We start from the raw sequence: 18079 nt of genomic DNA, 5'->3' as shown, positions 1-18079 counted from the left end.
CCGGCTGACCCTGCGGTTGTAACCGGAGCGCCGGGCACTCGTCCAGTGGTGCAGTCGTCGCCCGTGAAGGTGTTGTGACAGGCGCTGCCTATACTGAAGAAGGTCCGCCTTCGGACCGCCGTCCACCCCCAGCAAGGGAGCGCCGCCATGTTCGACATGATGGAAGCCACCCGGCTCGAGTCGCTGCATCTCTTTCAGGACCCGGCCACGGGACTCAAGGCCGTCATCGCCATCCACAATTCCCGGCTCGGCCCCGCACTGGGCGGTTGCCGCTACCTGCCGTACCCCAGCGACGATGCCGCATTGCGCGATGTCTCGCGCCTGGCCCAGGGCATGAGTTACAAGGCGGCGCTGGCCGGCCTGCGCCAGGGGGGCGGCAAGGCTGTGATCCTGCGCGCCCCGCACATCAACAATCGCGGCGAACTCTTCGAAGCCTTCGGTCGTGCGATCGATTCCCTGGGCGGCGCCTACATCACGGCGGTAGACAGCGGCACCTCGAGCGCCGACATGGACTGCATCGCCCAGTTCACCCGCCATGTCACCAGCACCACCAGTGGCGGCGATCCTTCACCGCATACCGCGCTGGGTGTGTTCTCCGGTATCCGCGCCAGCGCCCAGGCACGCCTTGGCAGCGACGATCTCGATGGCCTGCGGGTGGCGGTCCAGGGACTGGGCAATGTGGGCTATGCGCTGGCCGAGCACCTGTCGGCCGCAGGGGCGGAATTGCTGGTCAGTGATATCGACGCCGGCAAGGTGCAACTCGCCGTCGAGCAACTGGGCGCCCGCCCGGTACCCAACGAAGCGCTGCTCACTACGCCGTGCGACATCCTTGCGCCCTGCGGGCTGGGCGGCGTGCTGACGTCGCACGTGGTCGGCCACCTGCGCTGTGCCGCCGTCGCCGGGGCGGCCAATAACCAGCTGGCTCATCCGGAAGTCGCCGATGAGCTGGAGGGGAGGGGCATTCTTTATGCGCCGGACTACGTGATCAACTCCGGCGGGCTGATCTACGTCGCCCTGCAGCACCAGGGCGAAGCGTTGCCGATCATCACGGCGCACCTGTCGCGCATCGCCGAGCGCCTGACCGAGGTCTACGCCCACGCCCAGGCGGATCACCTGTCGCCGGCGCGGGTCGCCGACAAGCTCGCCGAGCGGATTCTCTACGGCGAGTATTCGGGGCACTGAAGCTGTCGCACCTTGCAGGAGCGACCCATGGCGCGCTCCTGCAGGATTAGCTGGCCGCGGGTGTCATTCCTCGGCAGCTGGCTCGCTGAAGATCTCGCTCAGCGCATCGGGCTGGTTCTTGAAGGCGCGGGCGAAGGCGTCGCGGTTCCTGGCCATGAAGATACCGATCTCCTCGACCTGATCCTCCTTGAGCGAAGGCACCGCCTTCTGCAGCACGTCGGCCAGCGTTTCCGCCAGTTCCAGCATCTTGTCGTGCCGGTCGGCTTCTGCCTTATCCATGAACAGGCGCTCCGGATCGCGGCTGCTGCGGTACACCACTTCGACGGCCATTCATCACCTCTATGCCTTCTCTTTGATTGGGGAGTTCGAAATTACTGTTCATTTATACAGTAAAGTGGTCGCGCAATGCTACTGCCGCTGTGCGAATCGTTGTCAGCAGCGTAGACGCAGGAAGGGGATGTGCCTGTAGTTGGCCAGTATTGGCGGCGGCCCAAAGCAGTGCGCGCGCCCCGTAGGCGCGCGCAACGTGGCCAAGTGACTGGCGCAATGAATCGTCAGTCAGATGGCTCTGTAGGAAGGCGTTCTTGCAGAGGGTGGCATCAGGACGCGATCGGCAGGCCGTTCTCGCCGCGCGTCATGGCAGCCAGCAGCTGCGGTGCCGTGCCGCCTTGCTCGATGGCGATGCCGAAGCGGATGCTCTGGATGAAGCGCTGCAGTTGTTCCGGATCCTGCAGCTGGGTATTGCGGATGAGACGGCGCGCGGCGACTCCTGCCTCGGTGGAGAGGGTCAGGACAATGCTGCCGTCGGGCCGTTCGAGGCTGAAATTGACGCGGTATTGTTCCTGGAAGGCGTCGGTCAGCTTCTGAAAGGGACTTTCCATCACTCGTTCCTGCCTGTTTTGTGGCATGCCCCTGAATGGACCGGGGGCTGGCCGAAAAAGTTCGCAGTCATATTCGCGCAGCCCATCTGTGCCATGACTGCGCAAGATCAATGGCGTAGCACTTGCAGGCTTCACGCCAACAAAGCCTTGTATTGCGGAGAACCGACGAATGAAACAGAACTGGGCCGAGCGCCTGAGCGAGCGGATGCATGGCTGTGCCGAATCCCTGGGCAACCTGCTGGTGGAGGGCTTCCACTATCTGGCGCTGTTCGCCATTGGCGGCACGGTGTTCTGGTCGGCGGCGGTGGCCTTCGGCGAGATGGTCGGCAAGGGACACGCGAGCATCGACGACATCCTGCTGCTGTTCATCTACCTCGAACTGGGTGCCATGGTCGGTATCTACTTCAAGACCAACCACATGCCGGTGCGCTTCCTGATCTACGTGGCGATGACCGCGCTGACCCGCCTGATGATCGCCGACATCCAGCACAACCATGTGCCCGACGACGGCATCATCCTGGTCTCGGTGGCCCTGTTGCTGCTGGCGCTGGCGATCCTGGTGGTGCGCTACGCCTCCTCGCGCTTCCCCTCGCCGAGTTCGCCACAGCGCGGCAGTGAACGCGACCTGATCAGCGACGACGAGCGCTGATCGCCCGGCGGCATTGATCCAGAGCCTCCGCTGGAGCAGCGGATGCACTACCATCGGTGCATCCGCTGCCTGAGAAGACGACTCCATGAAGGGATGGAAGCTGTTCGCACCCCTGCTGATCCTGGTGATCATCGCCGTCACCCTTTACCTGCGCCTGCACACCCAGCCGCTGCTTCTGCAGGGTGAGGCGGACGCCACCAACGTCATCGTCGCCTCCAAGGCCAAGGGCCGGGTCGAAGTGCTGCATGTGCGGCGCGGCGACGACGTGAAGCAGGGCCAGGTGCTGATCTCCCTCAGCAGCCCGGAGCTGCAGGCCCAGCTGGACTCCCTGCGCGCCGCGCGCAACCAGGTGCAGGCGAACCTCGACGAATCCCTTCATGGCACCCGCGAGGAAACCCTGCGGGCCTTGCAGGCCAGCCTGTCCCAGGCACAGGCCGAGATGCGCAACGCCGATCTGGAGTACCAGCGCAACGAGGAGCTGGCCGGGCGCGGCTTCGTTTCCCAGGCGCAGCTGGACCTGTCCCGCCGTGGCCGCGACGTGGCGCGCAACCGCGTCGCCGAGGCCCAGGCCAATCTCGATGAAGGCACCCAGGGCGATCGCGAAGAACGCCGCCAGGCGCTGGAGGCTGCCGTCCGCCGGGCCGACGCGCAGATTCTCGAATTGCAGGCGCAGACCGACGACCTCAACGTGGTCGCGCCGGTGGACGGCGAGGTCGGACCGATCCCGGCGGAGCAGGGCGAGCTGGTCAATGCCTACAGTCCGTTGCTCACGCTGGTGCGCCTGTCCGACAGTTATTTCGTTTTCAACCTGCGGGAAGACATCCTCGCGGATGTGAAGAAAGGCGATGAAGTGGCCATCCAGGTTCCGGCATTGAAGGGCGCCGAGGTGAAGGCCAAGGTCAGCTATATCGCGCCTCTGGGCGATTTCGCGACCAAGCGCGCCACCCGCGCCACCGGTGACTTCGACCTGAAGACCTTCGAGGTGCGCCTCTATCCGGAGCAACCGGTGCCAGGCCTGAGACCCGGGATGAGCGCGCTGTGGCAGTGGAAGCAGTAAGGCGCAACCTGCTGCGTTTCGCCCAGGCCTTCGGTAGCGAGACGCGGGTCGCCCTGCGCAGCTGGACCATCCACTGGCTCGGCTGGCTCTGGCCGTTGCTGCTGTTCGTCGTCATCAGCGGCGTGTACCAGGCCGGTACGCTGCTGGACATGCCGGCGGCCGTGGTCGATGCGGACCACAGCAGCCTGTCGCGCCGCATAGTGCGCGAGCTGGATGCCGGCTCCCACGCCAAGGTCGAGGTGCTCGGCGGCGGCCTGCAGGAGGGACTGCGTCGCCTGCGCATGGCCGATGACTATGCGTTGCTCTACATCCCGCGCGACTTCGAGGCGGACGCACTGTCCGGCCGCCAGCCGGTCGCCGAGCTGTACTACAACTCGCTGTTCTATTCCGCCGGCTTCTACTCGACCCAGGACTTCAGCGGCCTGATGAGTTCGGTCAACGCCGAACTGCGCCCGCGCCTGGCCACCGGGATGGACCGCGCCATGCCCGCGCTGGCCAGCATCAGCGTGTCCTACGAAAGCCTGTTCAACGCCAGCGGCAACTACATCTACTTCCAGCAGTTCGCTGCCATCGTGCATCTGCTGCAGTTGTTCGTGATCGTCGCCACGGTGCACGTACTGGCGCGCGAAGCACCGGAGCTGCGTGCCTCGTCCCCGCACATCCTGCGCGCGAAGGCGCTGGGCGCGCGGCTGCTGGGCAAGATGGCGCCCTACACCCTGCTGTTCAGTACGCTGCTGATGGTGGAGCTGTTCCTGCTGGTGGAGCTCAACGGCGCGCGCATCAACGGCAATCCCTGGTGGATGCTGGCGATCACCGTCTGCTACGTGGCCGCCGCGCAGAGCGTCGGGCTGATGCTGTTCATCTTCACCGCCAACCGCTTCAGCGCCTACTCGCTGATCGGCCTGCTGATCGGCGTGGCGCAGACTTATTCCGGGGTGCTGCTACCGGAGCTGGCGATGCCACAGATCGCGCGGATCATCTCCGAGGCCGAGCCGCTGACCCATACCCTGCACGGGCTGTTCGACCAGTTCCTGCGCAAGGCGCCGGCCGAATCCGGCCTGTACACCTGCTGCAAGCTGCTGCTCTACCCGCTGATCGCCTACATGATCGCCAAGATGCGCCTGCGCCGGCGCCTCGACCTGAGTCCGGCGTAAGGAGTCGTCATGGAGAATTTCTGGAACGTCTTCCGCCAGTCGCTGAAGAATATGCTCGGCAAGCCGCTGTGGCTGCTGATGGTGCTGTCGGTGGCGCTGACCACCTTACCGTACGCCCACCGCACCATGGACGACCTGCCGGTGGCGGTGATCGACATGGACCACAGCGCTGTGTCCCGTGAACTGGTGCGCCAGCTGGATGCCGCGCCGAAGATCGCCACGCGCGCCTACGACCAGTTGCCCGAAGCCCAGCACGACCTCGCCTGGCGCGAGCTGTTCGGCATCGTGGTGATCCCCGTGGACTTCGAGAAGCGCGTGCTGCGTGGCGAGTCGGTGACCGTGCCGATCTTCGGCGACGCCACCAACCGCATGGCCAATGGGCAGATCCAGCAGGACATCAGCGCCACCTACACCGAGCTGTCGCTGCGCTACAACCGCGAGCGGCTGATGCGTGGCGGCTTCTCCGAGGAGCAGTCGAACGTGCTGCTGCAACCGGCGATCGGCCAACTGACCGACCTGTTCAACCCCGGTACCAGCTTCGCCGCCATCGTCCTGCCGGGGCTGGTGACGCTGATCCTGCAGCACAGCCTGTTGCTCTCCTGCACGCGGGTGAACCTCAACCTGCGCGGCGGCACTCCGCGCTCGCTGCGCCAGCCGACCTCCACGCGCTTCGGTCGCTATGCCGCGCAATTGCTGATCTGGACGGTGCTGGCGATGCTCTTCTACGTGATCTGGCCGTGGATCATGGGCTACCGGCAGACGGCCTCGTTCTTCATGCTGATGGGCCTGGTGCTGCCATTCCTGCTGGCGGTGATCGCCATGAGCGAGTTCATCGCCGAGGTGCTGCCCTCGGAAGAGGCGGTGTACCTGACTATGACCTTCATCACCCTGCCGCTGTTCTACATGGCCGGCTTCACCTGGCCGCCCCAGGCGATGCCACAGTGGGTGCAGTTGCTGGCCGACGCTATCCCGTCCACCTGGGCGATCCGCGCGGTGGTGGAAATGAACCAGATGAACCTGCCGCTTTCAGCCGTGGCCGACCGGATTCTTATCCTTTTCGCCATGGCGGCGGCCTATGGGTTGCTGGGTACACTGATCTACCAGTACCGCAACTGGCGCTGGGACCAGCTCAAGGGCTGGTGAGCTGTCGAGAAGGAGTTTCGATATGACGATGTTCCGTTCCAGCCTGCTGCTGGGCGCCGCGTTGCTCAGCGGTTGTGGCTCCTACCACACCCTGCGCAGCGACGATGTGGTGGACGCCAGCGACCTGGAGCTCAAGGGCACCTATTGCGGTGCCATTCCGCGCGTCTATGGCGGCGTGGTCTGGGATGCCTGCCAACTGTACGGCGAGCCGCCGGCCGACACTGGCTATACGCCGCCCCCCACACCGGCCAACGAGATCTTCGGCCCACCCATCCTGCCTGTGCTGGACATGGCTTTTTCCGCTGTGGTCGACACCCTGGCCTTGCCCTACACCCTGTATCGGCAGAGCCGCGACGGTAGCATCGAGCTGCGCCGCAACTGAGCGAAATTCGAACTTCAAGGGAGATGAACGATGCTGAGTCGCCTGTTCGCAGTGCTGGTAGTCACTGCCGGCGTCACCGGGTGCGGGTCGGTTCGGACGCTGGACAGTGAAGCGCACGAGAGCGTGAGCGATCTGAAACTGGGCAGGACCTACTGCACCGAGATCCCTCGCATCTACAGTGGTGTCGCTTACAACTTCTGCGCCTTGCATGGTGATCCGGGCGGTCGTTATCAGCGCAGCGCCGGCCTTTCGCCACCGCTTCCCGACTCGCCCCAGGGGCTCTACTGGCCACTGTTCGATGGTGTTCTCTCCGCTGCCACCGATACGCTGGTGCTGCCTTACACGATTTATCGGCAGCAACGCGATGGCAGCATCGAGCTGACCCACGACTGAGCCGTCTAGAGTGAGAGTTCCAACTTTCCCGGGAGCTCTCTGATGAACGCATTGAATGGCAAGGTCGCGGTGGTCACGGGCGCGGCCAGTGGCATCGGCAAACAGATCGCCCTGACCCTGGCGCAGGCCGGCGCGGCCGTGGCCATCGCCGACTTGCAGCAGGACGCCGCCCAGCGTGTGGTGGTTGAGATCGAAGCCGCCGGCGGCAGGGCCCTGGCGGTGGCCATGGACGTGACCGACGAGCAGGCCGTGGACAGCGGCATCGAGCGGGTGGTCGCTACCTTCGGCGGGCTCGACATCCTGGTCTCCAACGCCGGCATCCAGATCGTCAATCCACTGCAGGACTATGCCTTCGCCGACTGGAAGAAGATGCTCGCCATTCACCTCGACGGCGCCTTCCTCACCACCCGCGCGGCGCTGCGCCACATGTACCCGGCCGGGAGTGGCGGCGTGGTGATCTACATGGGCTCGGTGCATTCCCACGAAGCCTCGCCACTCAAGTCCGCCTACGTCACCGCCAAGCACGGCTTGCTCGGCTTGGCCCGCACCCTGGCGAAGGAGGGCGGGCCGCATGGCGTGCGCTCCCATGTGGTGTGCCCCGGCTTCGTGCGCACGCCACTGGTGGAGAAGCAGATTCCCGAACAGGCGAAGGAACTGGGCATCAGCGAGGAAGCGGTGGTGAAACAGGTGATGCTCGGCGGGACGGTGGATGGCGAGTTCACCACCGTGGAGGACGTGGCGCAGACCGTGCTGTTCCTGGCCAGTTTCCCCTCGGCCGCGCTCACCGGGCAGTCGGTGCTGGTCAGCCACGGTTGGGGAATGCGCTGAGCCGGAGGCGCAAGGACAATGACCCCGTCTCGCAAGGGGGCGAGCGGGGTCATTGGGTCGACTTGCTTGCGCCGGCAAGCGTTCCGGTTTGCCCCGGGGCGTCTGCCTCTGCGCTCGTTGGGTCGGCGCAGGTGTAGATTCCTACACGCCGCTGCTTGGCGATGTAGTGGATTTCCCCTTCCTGGTGTCAGGAGGTTCTTCACTGTAGGAGCGCCCCCAGGGCGCGATCGTGGATTTGGCCCGCTCCTGCAGGGGATGCCGGGGGTCAGACAGCCTTTGGCAGCGGCGCGAACAGCGCGTCGATATCCGCGTCGTCCAGCTGCCAGTCGCTTCCCGAACCGTCGAGGATGCCGGCGGCCAGCGCGGCCTTGTCGCGCTGCAGCAGCTGGATCTTCTCTTCCACCGTGCCACGGGCGATCAGCTTGTAGACGAATACCGGCTTGTCCTGGCCGATGCGGTAAGCGCGGTCACTGGCCTGGTTCTCGGCGGCCGGGTTCCACCAGGGATCGTAGTGGATCACGGTGTCGGCGGCGGTGAGGTTCAGGCCTACGCCACCGGCCTTCAGGCTGATCAGGAACAGCGGCACGCGGCCTTCCTGGAAATCCTTTACCGGCGCGCGGCGGTCGCGGGTGTCACCGGTGAGCAGGGCGTATTCCAGGTTGCGCTCGGTTAGCGCCTCGCCGATCAGCGCGAGCATCGAGGTGAACTGTGAGAACACCAGCACTCGACGGCCTTCGGAGAGCAGCTCTTCGAGCATGTCGAGCAGGTAGACCAGCTTGCCCGAGGTCACCGCGCGTGCGGATTTGCCGGTGGGCGGCGGGGCTTCCTTGTTCACCAGGCGGATGTCGCAGCAGACCTGGCGCAACTTGAGCAGCGCCTCGAGGATGATGATCCGGCTGCGCGCCAGGCCGCGGCGGGCGATCTCGTCGCGGACCTTGCGGTCCAGCGCCAGGCGCACGGTCTCGTAGAGGTCGCGCTGCGCCTCGCTCAGTTCGATGTGCTGGATGAACTCGCTCTTGGGTGGCAGTTCCGAGGCCACCTGTTCCTTGGTGCGACGCAGCAGGAACGGACGGATGCGCGCGGCCAGGTGCGCCAGGCGGCCCTGGTCGCCGTGGCGCTCGATGGGCGTGCGGTAGTCCACGGCGAACTGCCGCGCGTCGCCCAGCCAGCCCGGCAGCAGGAAATGGAACAGCGACCACAGCTCGCCCAGGTGATTCTCCAGCGGCGTGCCGGTGAGGCACAGCCGGTGACGCGCGCGCAGGTGGCGCGCGGCCTGGGCGGCCTTGGTGGTGGCGTTCTTGATGTTCTGCGCCTCGTCGAGGATCAGCAGGTGATACTCGTGCTGCCCGAGCTTCTCGGCATCGCGCGGCAGCAGGGCGTAGGTGGTGAGGATCAGGTCGTGCTCGGCGATCTTCGCGAACGCCTTGCGCCGCCCGGCACCGTGCAGCGCGAGCACGCGCAGCTCCGGAGTGAAGCGCTCGGCCTCGTCCAGCCAGTTGGGGATCAGGCTGGTGGGCATGATCACCAGCGCCGGGCTGGTCAGGCGCCCGGCCTGCTTTTCCAGCAGCACGTGGGCGAGGGACTGCAGCGTCTTGCCCAGGCCCATGTCGTCGGCGAGGATGCCGCTGGCATCGACTTCACGCAGGGTCTGCATCCAGCTCAGGCCTTCGTGCTGGTAACCGCGCAACTCGGCGTTGAGGCCGGTGGGAATCTGTGCCGGCTTGGCGCGGTAGTCGCGCAGGCGATGGGCGATCTCGCGCAGTTGCTCGCCGCCCTGCCAGGTCAGCGGCAGCTCTTCCAGCTCGGTCAGGCGCGCGGCGTCCGGCGCGCCCATGCGCAGGCGGCGTACCGGCGGCTGCTCGCCGATGTAGAACTCGGACAGCGTGCCGAGCATCGGCTTGAGCTTGCCGAACGGCAGCGAGACGCGCAGCGGCCGGTCGGAGGCCGTCTGCCAGGTATGGATCGGGTTGCGCCCGGCATCCAGGCGCAGCACCAGTTGTTCATCGTCGGCGTGGCGGGCCAGGGCCACCGGGTCGAGCAGCGCCGGCATGCGCCGGATCAGCTCGATCAGCGCCGGCAGCAGGCTGATGCGCCGGCCTTCCACCTCGATACCCAGCTCCAGGTCGAACCACTGGCGGTCGTCGGTTTCCTCGATCTCGGCGTACCAGTTATCCACCGGCGTGAGGTCGAAGACGAATTCGGGGCGGATGTCGATTTCCCAGCCCTGTTCGCGCAGTTGCGGCAGGCCTTCGCGCATGAACTCCTGCCAGGCACTGTCGTCGGGCAGTTCGAACATTTCCCCGGCGCTGTCTTCCAGCGCGTCGCTGCGGCGCATCGCCGGCTTGAAGCCCAGCTCGCGCAGGTCCAGGCGCCAGGCGTGCTCCAGTTCCAGCTCGCGGCTGACGCGGACGATCTGGTCATCGCGGAATACCCGGATCTCGCGGCCCGAGCGCGGCGTGACGCTGCCCGAGACCGGCATGTCGCCATACAGGAACGCCAGCGCGGCGCGGTGCCGGGAGATGTTCTGCATGCGCCCGCTGCGCAGGTCGAAGCCGCTGTGCACGTGGCTGCCCAGGGTCAGCCGTGGCCGGGGCGCGAGTTCGTCGCGCTCCACGACGGGCAGTGGAGAGTCGGCGGGTGGCTTCATCCGAGTTTCCTTCCGGCAGTCCAGCCGAGTACGCAAACGCCCGATGATACCGCGATTTTTCTCGGGCGGGACGCGGAAGGAAACCGGCGGTCAGCGGGCGAAGCGTTTCGCCCCCGCGACGCACAGCACGACAGCGACGGTGGCGCCGGCCATCAGCGGGCTGATCTGCTCGTGCAGCAGCAGGCCGGCCAGCGCCAGGCCGAAGAACGGTTGCAGCAGTTGCAACTGGCCGACCGCGGCGATGCCACCCGTGGCCAGGCCGTGGTACCAGAAGAAGAAACCGATGAGCATGCTGAACAGCGAGACGTAGCCCAGGCTGATCCAGGCCGGCCAACTGGCGCCGGTGAAGGTGGCCGGCTGGGTGTACCAGGCCAGCGGCAACATCAGCGGCAGGGACAGCACCAGCACCCAGCAGATCACCTGCCAACTGCCCAGGTGGCGGGCGATGCGTCCGCCTTCGGCATAGCCCAGGCCGCAGACCGCCACCGCAGCCAGCATCAGCAGGTCGCCGGTGAAATTGCCCGCACCGCTCTGTGACAGGGCGAAGCCGGCGACGACGGCGCTGCCCAGCAGCGAGCAGATCCAGAACGCAGGACGCGGCTGTTCACCGGCGCGCACCACGCCGAACAGCGCGGTGGCCAGTGGCAGCAGGCCGACGAAGACGATGGCGTGGGCCGAATTGACGTGCTTGAGCGCCAGTGCGGTGAGCAGCGGGAAGCCCACCACCACGCCGCCCGCGACCACCAGCAGGGGGATCAGGTCCTTGCGCGCCGGCAGCTTCTGCCGCAACAGCAGCAGGATTGCCGCCGCCAGCAGGCCGGCGATGCTGGCGCGGGCGAGGGTGAGGAACGTCGGGTCGAAGTCGGCCACCGCCACCCGCGTCGCCGGCAGTGAGCCGCTGAAGATGAGTACGCCGAGAAAGCCACTGAGCCAGCCGCCGAGGTGGCTGTTCGGGGCGAGAGTGTGGGTGTTGTTCATGGTGGGTGTTCCGGCAGGAGAGCGAGCCTGGAGGATGCGCGCGGAGCCGCCGGGCGGCCAGTGACAGAAAGGTACAATTTGCGCAAACTGTCTGCAAATTATCTCGGTACACCTTATCCGGAGGCAGGCGAGGGCAGCATGGGCAGACCAAAGAGCACGCGGGTCGATTCGGTGATGCACCACGTGCGCGAACGCCTGGCCGCGCGGGCGCTGGTGCCCGGTGAGCGGTTGCCGTCGATTCGCCAGTTGGCCGAGCAGCTGGAAGTGTCCAAGACCACCGTCGTGGAAGCCTATGACCGGCTGGCCGCGGACGGCGTGATCGCCGCACGCCGGGGTTCCGGCTTCTATGTCGCCGGCCATGCGCCGCCGCTGTCCCTGGCGGACGTCGGTCCGGCGCTGGACCGCAGCATCGATCCGCTGTGGATTTCGAGGCAGTCGCTGGAGGCTGCGGACACTTCGCTCAAGCCCGGTTGCGGCTGGCTGCCGCCGTCCTGGCTGCCGGAGGAAGAGCTGCGCCGCGCGCTGCGGCAGATCGCCCGCGCGCCGCAATCGAGCCTGCTGGAATACGGCCGCCCCTATGGGCATTCCGGCCTGCGCGAACAACTCGCGCGCCGGCTGGCGGACTATGGCGTGCCGGTCGGACCGCAACAGGTGGTGCTCACCGACAACGGCACCCAGGCCATCGACCTGGTCTGCCGCTTCCTGCTGGAGCCGGGCGACTGCGTGCTGGTGGACGACCCTGGCTACTTCAACTTCCAGGCCCTGCTACGCGCGCACCGCGTGCAGGTGGTAGGCGTGCCCTATACACCGACCGGGCCGGACGTCGTCGCCATGGCGAGCCTGCTGGAACAGCACCGCCCGCGCCTGTACATCACCAATTCGGCCTTCCATAACCCCACCGGCGCGGTGCTCTCGCCGCTGGTTGCCCATCGCCTGCTGAAGCTGGCCGAGGCCCATGACCTGCTGATCGTCGAGGATGACATCTTCGGCGACTTCGAGCATGAGAGCGCGCCGCGCCTGTCGGCATTCGACGGGTTGGAGCGGGTGATTCAGGTCGGCAGCTTCTCCAAGACGCTGTCGGCTTCGGTACGCTGCGGCTACATCGCCACCCAGCCGGAATGGTGCGAGCGCCTGGTGGACCTGAAGCTGGCGACCAGCTTCGGCAACAGCCCGTTCAGCGCGGAGATGCTCTACGAACTGCTGCGCAAGGGCAGCTACCGTCGCCACTTGGACAGCCTGCGCGGGCGCCTGGCCGACGCCATGGGCGAGACGCTGCTGCGCCTGCGCGCGCTGGATATCCGTCCCTGGCTGGAACCCCGCGGTGGGGTGTTCGTCTGGGCCTGCCTGCCGGGTGGGCTGGATGCCGCCGAAGTCTCGCGCGCGGCCCTGGCCGACAACCTGGTGCTGGCGCCGGGCAACGTCTTCAGCCTGAGCCAGAGCGCCACCGGTTACCTGCGCTTCAACGTCGCCCAGTGTCTGTCGCCCCGCGTCTTCGAGGGGCTGGAGCGGGCCATGGCGCAGGCGGGCGGGCGCTGACAGAAATCGGACTCGGAACCGGCCGGCTATTCCTTTTCTTCGCGTGAATCCAGAGCATTTCCCTCTCCAGGAGCCGGCAGGAATGGGAGGGGAACGGGACAATAAGCCCCGAGCCGGCGGAAAAGCCTGCGGAAAGTTGAACGGCTGTACAGCACGATCTGAAAAATACCACCTCACGGTCGAAAAGGTAGGGCGAACCGCGAACAGGCCAAACCTCTAGGATTATCGATTCAGCACCTCGGGCTCGCGACAAGCGATGCGAGGTGAATCGTTGGATCAGCAAAGAGGACACTCCATGGCCGAGCCGTGCCAGCTGTACCTGAAGGTCTCCATCAGTCGTTCCAGGCTCGAGGAGTTTCTCTCCCGGGAGGCGGGCTCCGCCGCCTGCTTCAGGGACCTCGAAGGGTGGCTGGACGGCGATCATCACCGACGAGGCGGCCTGACCTGGGGTGAACTCTGCGAACTGGGGCAGGGCACCACCGCGGCGGCCTGGGTGGCGGGCTGGAGCCAGCACCTGCGCTCGCCGGCCTGGAACCACTACGACGAGGCGAGCCAGACCTGGAGTCTCGGCGTGCTCGAGTTCACCGAAAGCCGCGACTGGATACTCGGCTCGATCAACGTGCTGCGGCGCATTGCCGACTTCAAGGACTTGCCCGGCACGGACTACCTGCTGATCTACGAATACCTGTTCGGCAAGGGCACCGTGGTGGCGGCCGTCGAACTGACCCCCGGCGCTTCCCGCCTCCTCGAGGAGCAGCCGCCTCCGCGGGTCACGGCCGAGGCTGACCTGATGATGAACGGCCTGTTGCGCGCCATGGATGTGAGCGCTACCTATGCCGTTCAGCGAATTTCCGACACAGATACTCACAAACGGCGTTGCTGAGTTCTTTTAATTGAGAATTAATATCATATAATTCCGCTTTTCAATCGCGCGCCTGGGCAGTGCCCGGGCCGCCTCGCAGGATTCACCCCGATGTGCGTTTCCCCGCGCCCGACCCAACCGAGAGCCGACGCATGAGCGCAACCCAAGCTGGCGCCGTCGCGGCCCGCATCCTCAGCGCCGTGGTCGGCGGCTATGCCCTGGCCTACACGGCTACCGCCTTCCTCAGCGTCTACCTGCCGATGTCGCGGCCGGACCGCGTCTCGCTGTCGAGCCTCGCCTGTTTCATCGTCTGGGTCGCCGCGATCCTCTACGCCTTCGGCGCCAGGAGCCCGTGGCGCGCTGTCTGGTTGCCGGTAGCACTGAGTGTCGTGCTGGGTGTGGCGGCCTTCGTGCCGGCCACTTACGGAGTGCGCCCATGAGCCTGCGTCAATCGATGTCCGGCCTGCACACCTGGGCCGGGCTGCTGGTCAGCTGGATTCTCTTCGTCGTGCTGTTCTCCGGCACCGTTGCGGTGTTCGACAAGGAACTCACCCGCTGGATGACCCCGCAGCTGCACAAGCTGGAACAGGTCAAGGTGGGCGCCGACCAGGTGCGCGAGCTGATCGTCGAGCGCGCGCCCAAGGCCCACGGCTACTGGATGCACCCGCCCACCGAGCGCATGCCCTACTGGACGGCTGGCTGGGAGCCGGCGGACTTCAGCGAGTTCCAGTCCTTCCTGGTGGACGCCCAGAGCGGCGAGGTGCTGCCCAGGACCGTTGGCGGCAACTTCTTCCTCGAACTGCACTACGAGCTGCACGGCGGCATGATCGGCCTCTACGTGGTCGGCGTGGCCGGTGTGTTCATGCTGGTGGCGCTGGTCAGCGGGGTGATCGTCCACCGGCGCATCTTCAAGGACTTCTTCACCCTGCGTCCGAAGGCGGCCAGGCAGCGCGCCTGGCTGGATGCGCACAACGTGCTGGGTGTGCTTGGCCTGCCGTTCCATCTGCTGATGGCGTACACGGGGCTGGCGATCTTCATCACCTTCTATATGACCGCCGGCATCAAGGTGGCCTACAAGAACGACATGGAGCACTTCTTCCATGATGTGCAGGGTGCCTTCGATCGCGAGGCGCTGGGCAAGCCGGCCAAGGCGACCAAGTCCATCGACAACATGATCCTCAAGGCTCGCGAGGCCTGGGGTGATGACAGCCAGGTCGGCTGGATCAACATCGAGAACCCGGGCGACGCCGCGGCGATGGTGCAGATCCGCAAGGCGGTGGACAAGGGCATGGTCAATGATCAGCGCACCGTGTCCTTCGACTCCGGCAGCGGCGCGCTGCTGCACGTGCAGAAGCCCTACAAGCCGGGCTACAAGACCTACGCCTGGCTGACCGGCCTGCACATGGCGCAGTTCGGCAACGAGCTGCTGCGGGTGATGTATTTCGTCCTCGGCCTGGTGGGCTGCGTGATGGTGTTCGGCGGCCTGCAGGTCTGGGTCAGCAAGCGCGAGGGGCGCGGCCACCGTGCTGTTGCGCTGGTGCGCACGCTCAACGGCGCGGTCTGCGGCGGCCTGCCGATCGCCTCCCTCGGCCTGCTGGCGGCGTCGCGCCTGCTGCCGGCCGACCTGCTCCAGCGCACCCGCTGGGAAGCCACCGCTTTCGTGGTGATCTGGCTGTTGGCGCTGGCCCACGCGCTGCTGCGCCGTGGCAGCCGCTCCATGGCCCGCGAGCAGTTCGCTGCCCTGGCGGCACTGGCGTTGCTGCTGCCGGTGCTGAGCCTGTTCGGCCCCGAGCCGGGACGGATCACGACCCACTTCGCCAATGGCGACTGGACGATGGTCGGCATCGATCTCGGCCTGCTGCTGATCGGCGGTCTCTGCGCCTTCCTCGGCTGGCGCCTGGGACAGGAGCGTGTTGAGCCGACGCGCGCACGTCGCGTCCGTAACGAGGAGTACGCCTGATGCTGCTGGTGTTCGGTCTCAACCTGCTGGCGTTGGCGGCGGCCTGCCTGTCGCTGTCCCGCCATCATCGTGATCTGTTCGGCAGCGCGCCGTCACAGTCCCGCGTGCGCCTGCTGCGGATCGTGGCCCTGGTGGATGGCGCGCTGGCGCTGGCTTATGCGATCCACGTCATCGGCATGGAACTGGGCATCGTCTACTGGGCGTGCCTGTTGATGATCGCGGGCGCCGTGCTGGTCCTGCTGCTGGCCTGGCGGCCGCGCTGGGCTTTGCCGACGGCGGCAGCGATGCCGGTGATCGGGGGCGTGCTGGCGGTGCTGGGTTGACGCCGGCCTTGCCGGCGGATCGCGGGCATGGCCCGCTCCTACACCAGACTGCGGGGCTCGATGGATCGCGGGTGTAATGCTGCCTCGGCGCATTGGCTGCCGGGCAGTTCAGGACTCAACCTGTAGGAGCGGGCCATGCCCGCGAACCCTGTACCGGCAGGTGCACGGGCAAATTCCTACTCCTCGAACGCCTGCCGATATTCCCCCGGCGTGCCGCCCACCACTGACCTGAAACGGTTGGCGAAGTGGCTGGCGCTGGAGAACCCGCAGGCCAGCGCCACCTGGCTCAGCGGCTGGCGCGTATCGCGCAGCAGGCGCTGCGCCAGGGCCACGCGGCGGGCCAGCACATACTGGTGCGGCGGCATGCCGAAGCTTTCGCGGAACATCCGCGCGAAGTGGTATTCCGACAGCGCCGTCTGCATCGCCAGCTCGCCCAGGGACAGTGGTTGGTCCAGTCGTTGCTCGATGTAATCCGCTACCCGCTTGCGCATGGTCGGCGCCAGTCCGCCCTTGAGCTTCAGTCCTTCGCGCAGGCCGACCTGGTTCAGCAGCAGGTGATCGATCAGGTCATGGGCCAGCGTGCTGGTGCGAATGCGTTCCCCCGGCTCGTGCCAGTCGAGCTTCACCAGTTGGCGGAAGCGCGCGGCCTGCTGCGGGTCGTCGAGGAAGGTGCGTTCGTGCAGTTGCAGTTCACGGGGTTCGCGGTCGAGCAGGCGGATGCAGCCCAGGGCGAATTGTTCCTGGCCGATGTAGAGGTGGGCCAGGCGGATGTCGCCGTTGACGATCCACGCCGACTCGGCGCCGGCCGGCATCACGCACAGCTTGTCCGGTGCGCCCTTGCTGCCCGGCGCACCGCGGCGGAAGGTGCCGGTACCGTCGTTGAGGTAGCACGACAGTGTGTGGTGGCTCGGCGCGTGGTAGTCGCGGGCGTCGTGGCTGTTGCTCCAGATCGCCGCGGACAGCCCGTCGCCCAGCTCCGCGCAACGCTCCAGGCGGGCGTTGGGCGAGGCGTTCATCGACTGGAAGACTTCGAGCTGCGAAATGGCTGACATGGGTGTTCCTCTGTTGCCTTCACTCTACCCGCGCGGGCTCGCCTTGCCAGCCCGGTTGTCGCAATAAGCGCAAGAATCTGCAAGCCGGTACCGGGGCAGGGCGGGAGACTGTTTCCACAGGATTTTCGGAGACCGCCATGAACCTCTCGCTCTACCTGCTCACCGTGCTCATCTGGGGCACCACCTGGATCGCCATCAAGCTGCAGGTCGGCGCGGTCGCCATTCCGCTGTCCATCGCCTACCGCTTCAGCCTCGCGGCGCTGGTGCTGTTCGCCCTGCTGCTGGTGTCGCGGCGGTTGCAGCCGCTGGGCCGGCGCGGGCAGGCGATCTGCTTCGCCCAGGGCCTGTGCCTGTTCTGCGTGAACTTCCTGTGCTTCTACACCGCCAGCCAGTGGATCCCCAGCGGGCTGGTCGCCGTGGTGTTCTCCACCGCCACCCTGTGGAATGCGCTGAATGCGCGGATCTTCTTCGGCCAGCGCATCGCGCCCAACGTACTGGGCGGCGGCGCCTTCGGCCTGGCGGGGCTGGCACTGCTGTTCTGGCCGGAGCTTTCGGGGCACCAGGCCACACCGGAAACCTTCTACGGACTGGGATTGGCTTTGCTTGGCACGCTGTGTTTCTCGGCGGGCAACCTGTTGTCGAGCCTGCAACAGAAGGCCGGGCTGCGGCCGCTGTCGACCAACGCCTGGGGCATGCTCTATGGCTCGTTGATCCTGCTGGCGATCTGTCTGGTGCAAGGGGTTCCGCTGACGTTCGACGCCAGCCCGCAGTACGTCGGGTCGCTGCTGTACCTGGCGATTCCCGGTTCGGTGATCGGCTTTACCGCCTACCTGACGCTGGTCGGGCGCATGGGGCCCGAGCGCGCGGCCTATTGCACCGTGCTGTTCCCGGTGGTGGCGCTGAACGTCTCGGCCTTCGCCGAAGGCTACCAGTGGAGCCTGCCGGCGTTGGCCGGGCTGGGGCTGGTAATGGCGGGCAACGTATTGGTGTTTCGCAAGCCAAGGCCGGTGTTGCAGCCGGCACGGGCGTGACCCTGTAGGAGCGGGCCATGC

At 66.4% G+C, this 18079-nt stretch carries 19 protein-coding genes; 14 read left to right on the top strand and 5 right to left on the bottom strand.

Going from position 1 to position 18079, the window contains the following annotated elements; translation table 11 throughout:
- The first annotated feature begins 147 nt into the window (after positions 1-147).
- Positions 148-1182 carry a Glu/Leu/Phe/Val dehydrogenase gene (locus UB43_RS11675; protein WP_045210813.1) on the top strand — a complete coding sequence of 345 codons (1035 nt, stop codon included), beginning with the start codon at positions 148-150 and terminating at the stop codon, positions 1180-1182.
- Positions 1183-1245: 63 nt separating this feature from the next.
- Here UB43_RS11675 and UB43_RS11670 read toward each other — a convergent pair whose 3' ends face one another.
- Both UB43_RS11670 and UB43_RS11665 read right to left on the bottom strand, forming a co-directional pair.
- Positions 1246-1512: a YebG family protein gene (locus UB43_RS11670; RefSeq protein WP_017519065.1), complete on the bottom strand. Its 267-nt coding sequence runs from the start codon at positions 1510-1512 to the stop codon at positions 1246-1248.
- A 269-nt stretch (positions 1513-1781) separates the two neighbouring features.
- Positions 1782-2063, bottom strand: a complete 282-nt coding sequence (locus UB43_RS11665; protein ID WP_045210812.1) for a DUF3509 domain-containing protein — start codon at positions 2061-2063, stop codon at positions 1782-1784.
- Positions 2064-2232: 169 nt separating this feature from the next.
- On the opposite strand from UB43_RS11665, the gene UB43_RS11660 reads away from it, so the two are divergent.
- The 7 genes from UB43_RS11660 to UB43_RS11630 all read left to right on the top strand — a co-directional run bounded on the left by UB43_RS11660 (position 2233) and on the right by UB43_RS11630 (position 7669).
- Positions 2233-2712 (top strand): phosphate-starvation-inducible protein PsiE, encoded by a 480-nt coding sequence (locus UB43_RS11660; protein ID WP_045210811.1) that lies wholly within the window; start codon positions 2233-2235, stop codon positions 2710-2712.
- A gap of 85 nt (positions 2713-2797) precedes the next feature.
- Entirely contained in the window at positions 2798-3769 is a 972-nt protein-coding gene (locus UB43_RS11655) for an HlyD family secretion protein (RefSeq protein ID WP_045210810.1), read from the top strand.
- Entirely contained in the window at positions 3751-4923 is a 1173-nt protein-coding gene (locus UB43_RS11650; RefSeq protein ID WP_045210807.1) for an ABC transporter permease, read from the top strand. Before UB43_RS11655 ends, UB43_RS11650 begins: the two co-directional genes overlap by 19 nt.
- Positions 4924-4932: 9 nt before the next feature.
- Positions 4933-6066: an ABC transporter permease gene (locus UB43_RS11645; RefSeq protein ID WP_045210804.1), complete on the top strand. Its 1134-nt coding sequence runs from the start codon at positions 4933-4935 to the stop codon at positions 6064-6066.
- A gap of 22 nt (positions 6067-6088) precedes the next feature.
- Positions 6089-6448, top strand: a complete 360-nt coding sequence (locus UB43_RS11640) for a YceK/YidQ family lipoprotein (protein WP_052969532.1) — start codon at positions 6089-6091, stop codon at positions 6446-6448.
- 30 nt (positions 6449-6478) lie between these two features.
- A complete protein-coding gene (locus tag UB43_RS11635; RefSeq protein WP_045210801.1) occupies positions 6479-6841 on the top strand; it encodes a YceK/YidQ family lipoprotein in 363 nt (120 codons plus the stop codon).
- Positions 6842-6883: 42 nt separating this feature from the next.
- Positions 6884-7669, top strand: coding sequence for a 3-hydroxybutyrate dehydrogenase (locus UB43_RS11630; RefSeq protein ID WP_045210798.1), 786 nt, complete (start codon positions 6884-6886; stop codon positions 7667-7669).
- Between the two features lie 265 nt (positions 7670-7934).
- Here the strand turns inward: UB43_RS11630 and UB43_RS11625 are convergent, their stop codons facing one another.
- Both UB43_RS11625 and UB43_RS11620 read right to left on the bottom strand, forming a co-directional pair.
- Positions 7935-9965 carry a DEAD/DEAH box helicase gene (locus UB43_RS11625; protein WP_156160406.1) on the bottom strand — a complete coding sequence of 677 codons (2031 nt, stop codon included), beginning with the start codon at positions 9963-9965 and terminating at the stop codon, positions 7935-7937.
- A 441-nt stretch (positions 9966-10406) separates the two neighbouring features.
- The gene (locus UB43_RS11620; RefSeq protein ID WP_045210793.1) at positions 10407-11294 is read right to left on the bottom strand and encodes a DMT family transporter; all 888 of its coding nucleotides are present in this window, start codon (positions 11292-11294) and stop codon (positions 10407-10409) included.
- A 138-nt stretch (positions 11295-11432) separates the two neighbouring features.
- Here UB43_RS11620 and UB43_RS11615 point away from each other — a divergent pair, with 138 nt between their 5' ends.
- From UB43_RS11615 to UB43_RS11595, 5 genes are all read left to right on the top strand, one after another.
- Positions 11433-12830 (top strand): PLP-dependent aminotransferase family protein, encoded by a 1398-nt coding sequence (locus tag UB43_RS11615; protein WP_045210791.1) that lies wholly within the window; start codon positions 11433-11435, stop codon positions 12828-12830.
- Positions 12831-13125: 295 nt separating this feature from the next.
- Positions 13126-13713 carry a hypothetical protein gene (locus UB43_RS11610; RefSeq protein ID WP_045210789.1) on the top strand — a complete coding sequence of 196 codons (588 nt, stop codon included), beginning with the start codon at positions 13126-13128 and terminating at the stop codon, positions 13711-13713.
- A gap of 131 nt (positions 13714-13844) precedes the next feature.
- Positions 13845-14132: a hypothetical protein gene (locus UB43_RS11605; protein WP_045210787.1), complete on the top strand. Its 288-nt coding sequence runs from the start codon at positions 13845-13847 to the stop codon at positions 14130-14132.
- A complete protein-coding gene (locus UB43_RS11600) occupies positions 14129-15652 on the top strand; it encodes a PepSY domain-containing protein (RefSeq protein WP_045210785.1) in 1524 nt (507 codons plus the stop codon). The genes UB43_RS11605 and UB43_RS11600 overlap by 4 nt, the downstream gene beginning before the upstream one ends.
- Positions 15652-15975 carry a DUF3325 domain-containing protein gene (locus tag UB43_RS11595; protein ID WP_045210782.1) on the top strand — a complete coding sequence of 108 codons (324 nt, stop codon included), beginning with the start codon at positions 15652-15654 and terminating at the stop codon, positions 15973-15975. The genes UB43_RS11600 and UB43_RS11595 overlap by 1 nt, the downstream gene beginning before the upstream one ends.
- Positions 15976-16151: 176 nt before the next feature.
- On the opposite strand, the gene UB43_RS11590 is transcribed toward UB43_RS11595, so the two are convergent.
- Complete coding sequence (locus tag UB43_RS11590) at positions 16152-17027, bottom strand: AraC family transcriptional regulator (RefSeq protein ID WP_017519051.1); 876 nt, start codon at positions 17025-17027, stop codon at positions 16152-16154.
- Between the two features lie 137 nt (positions 17028-17164).
- On the opposite strand from UB43_RS11590, the gene UB43_RS11585 reads away from it, so the two are divergent.
- Complete coding sequence (locus UB43_RS11585; protein WP_045210778.1) at positions 17165-18058, top strand: DMT family transporter; 894 nt, start codon at positions 17165-17167, stop codon at positions 18056-18058.
- The last annotated feature ends 21 nt before the right edge of the window (positions 18059-18079 follow it).

The sequence above is a fragment of the Pseudomonas sp. 21 genome (genome assembly GCF_000955805.1).
Classification (GTDB): domain Bacteria; phylum Pseudomonadota; class Gammaproteobacteria; order Pseudomonadales; family Pseudomonadaceae; genus Pseudomonas.
The sequence above is the reverse complement of the archived record's forward strand: the minus strand, read 5'-3'. Positions and strand labels throughout refer to the sequence as shown.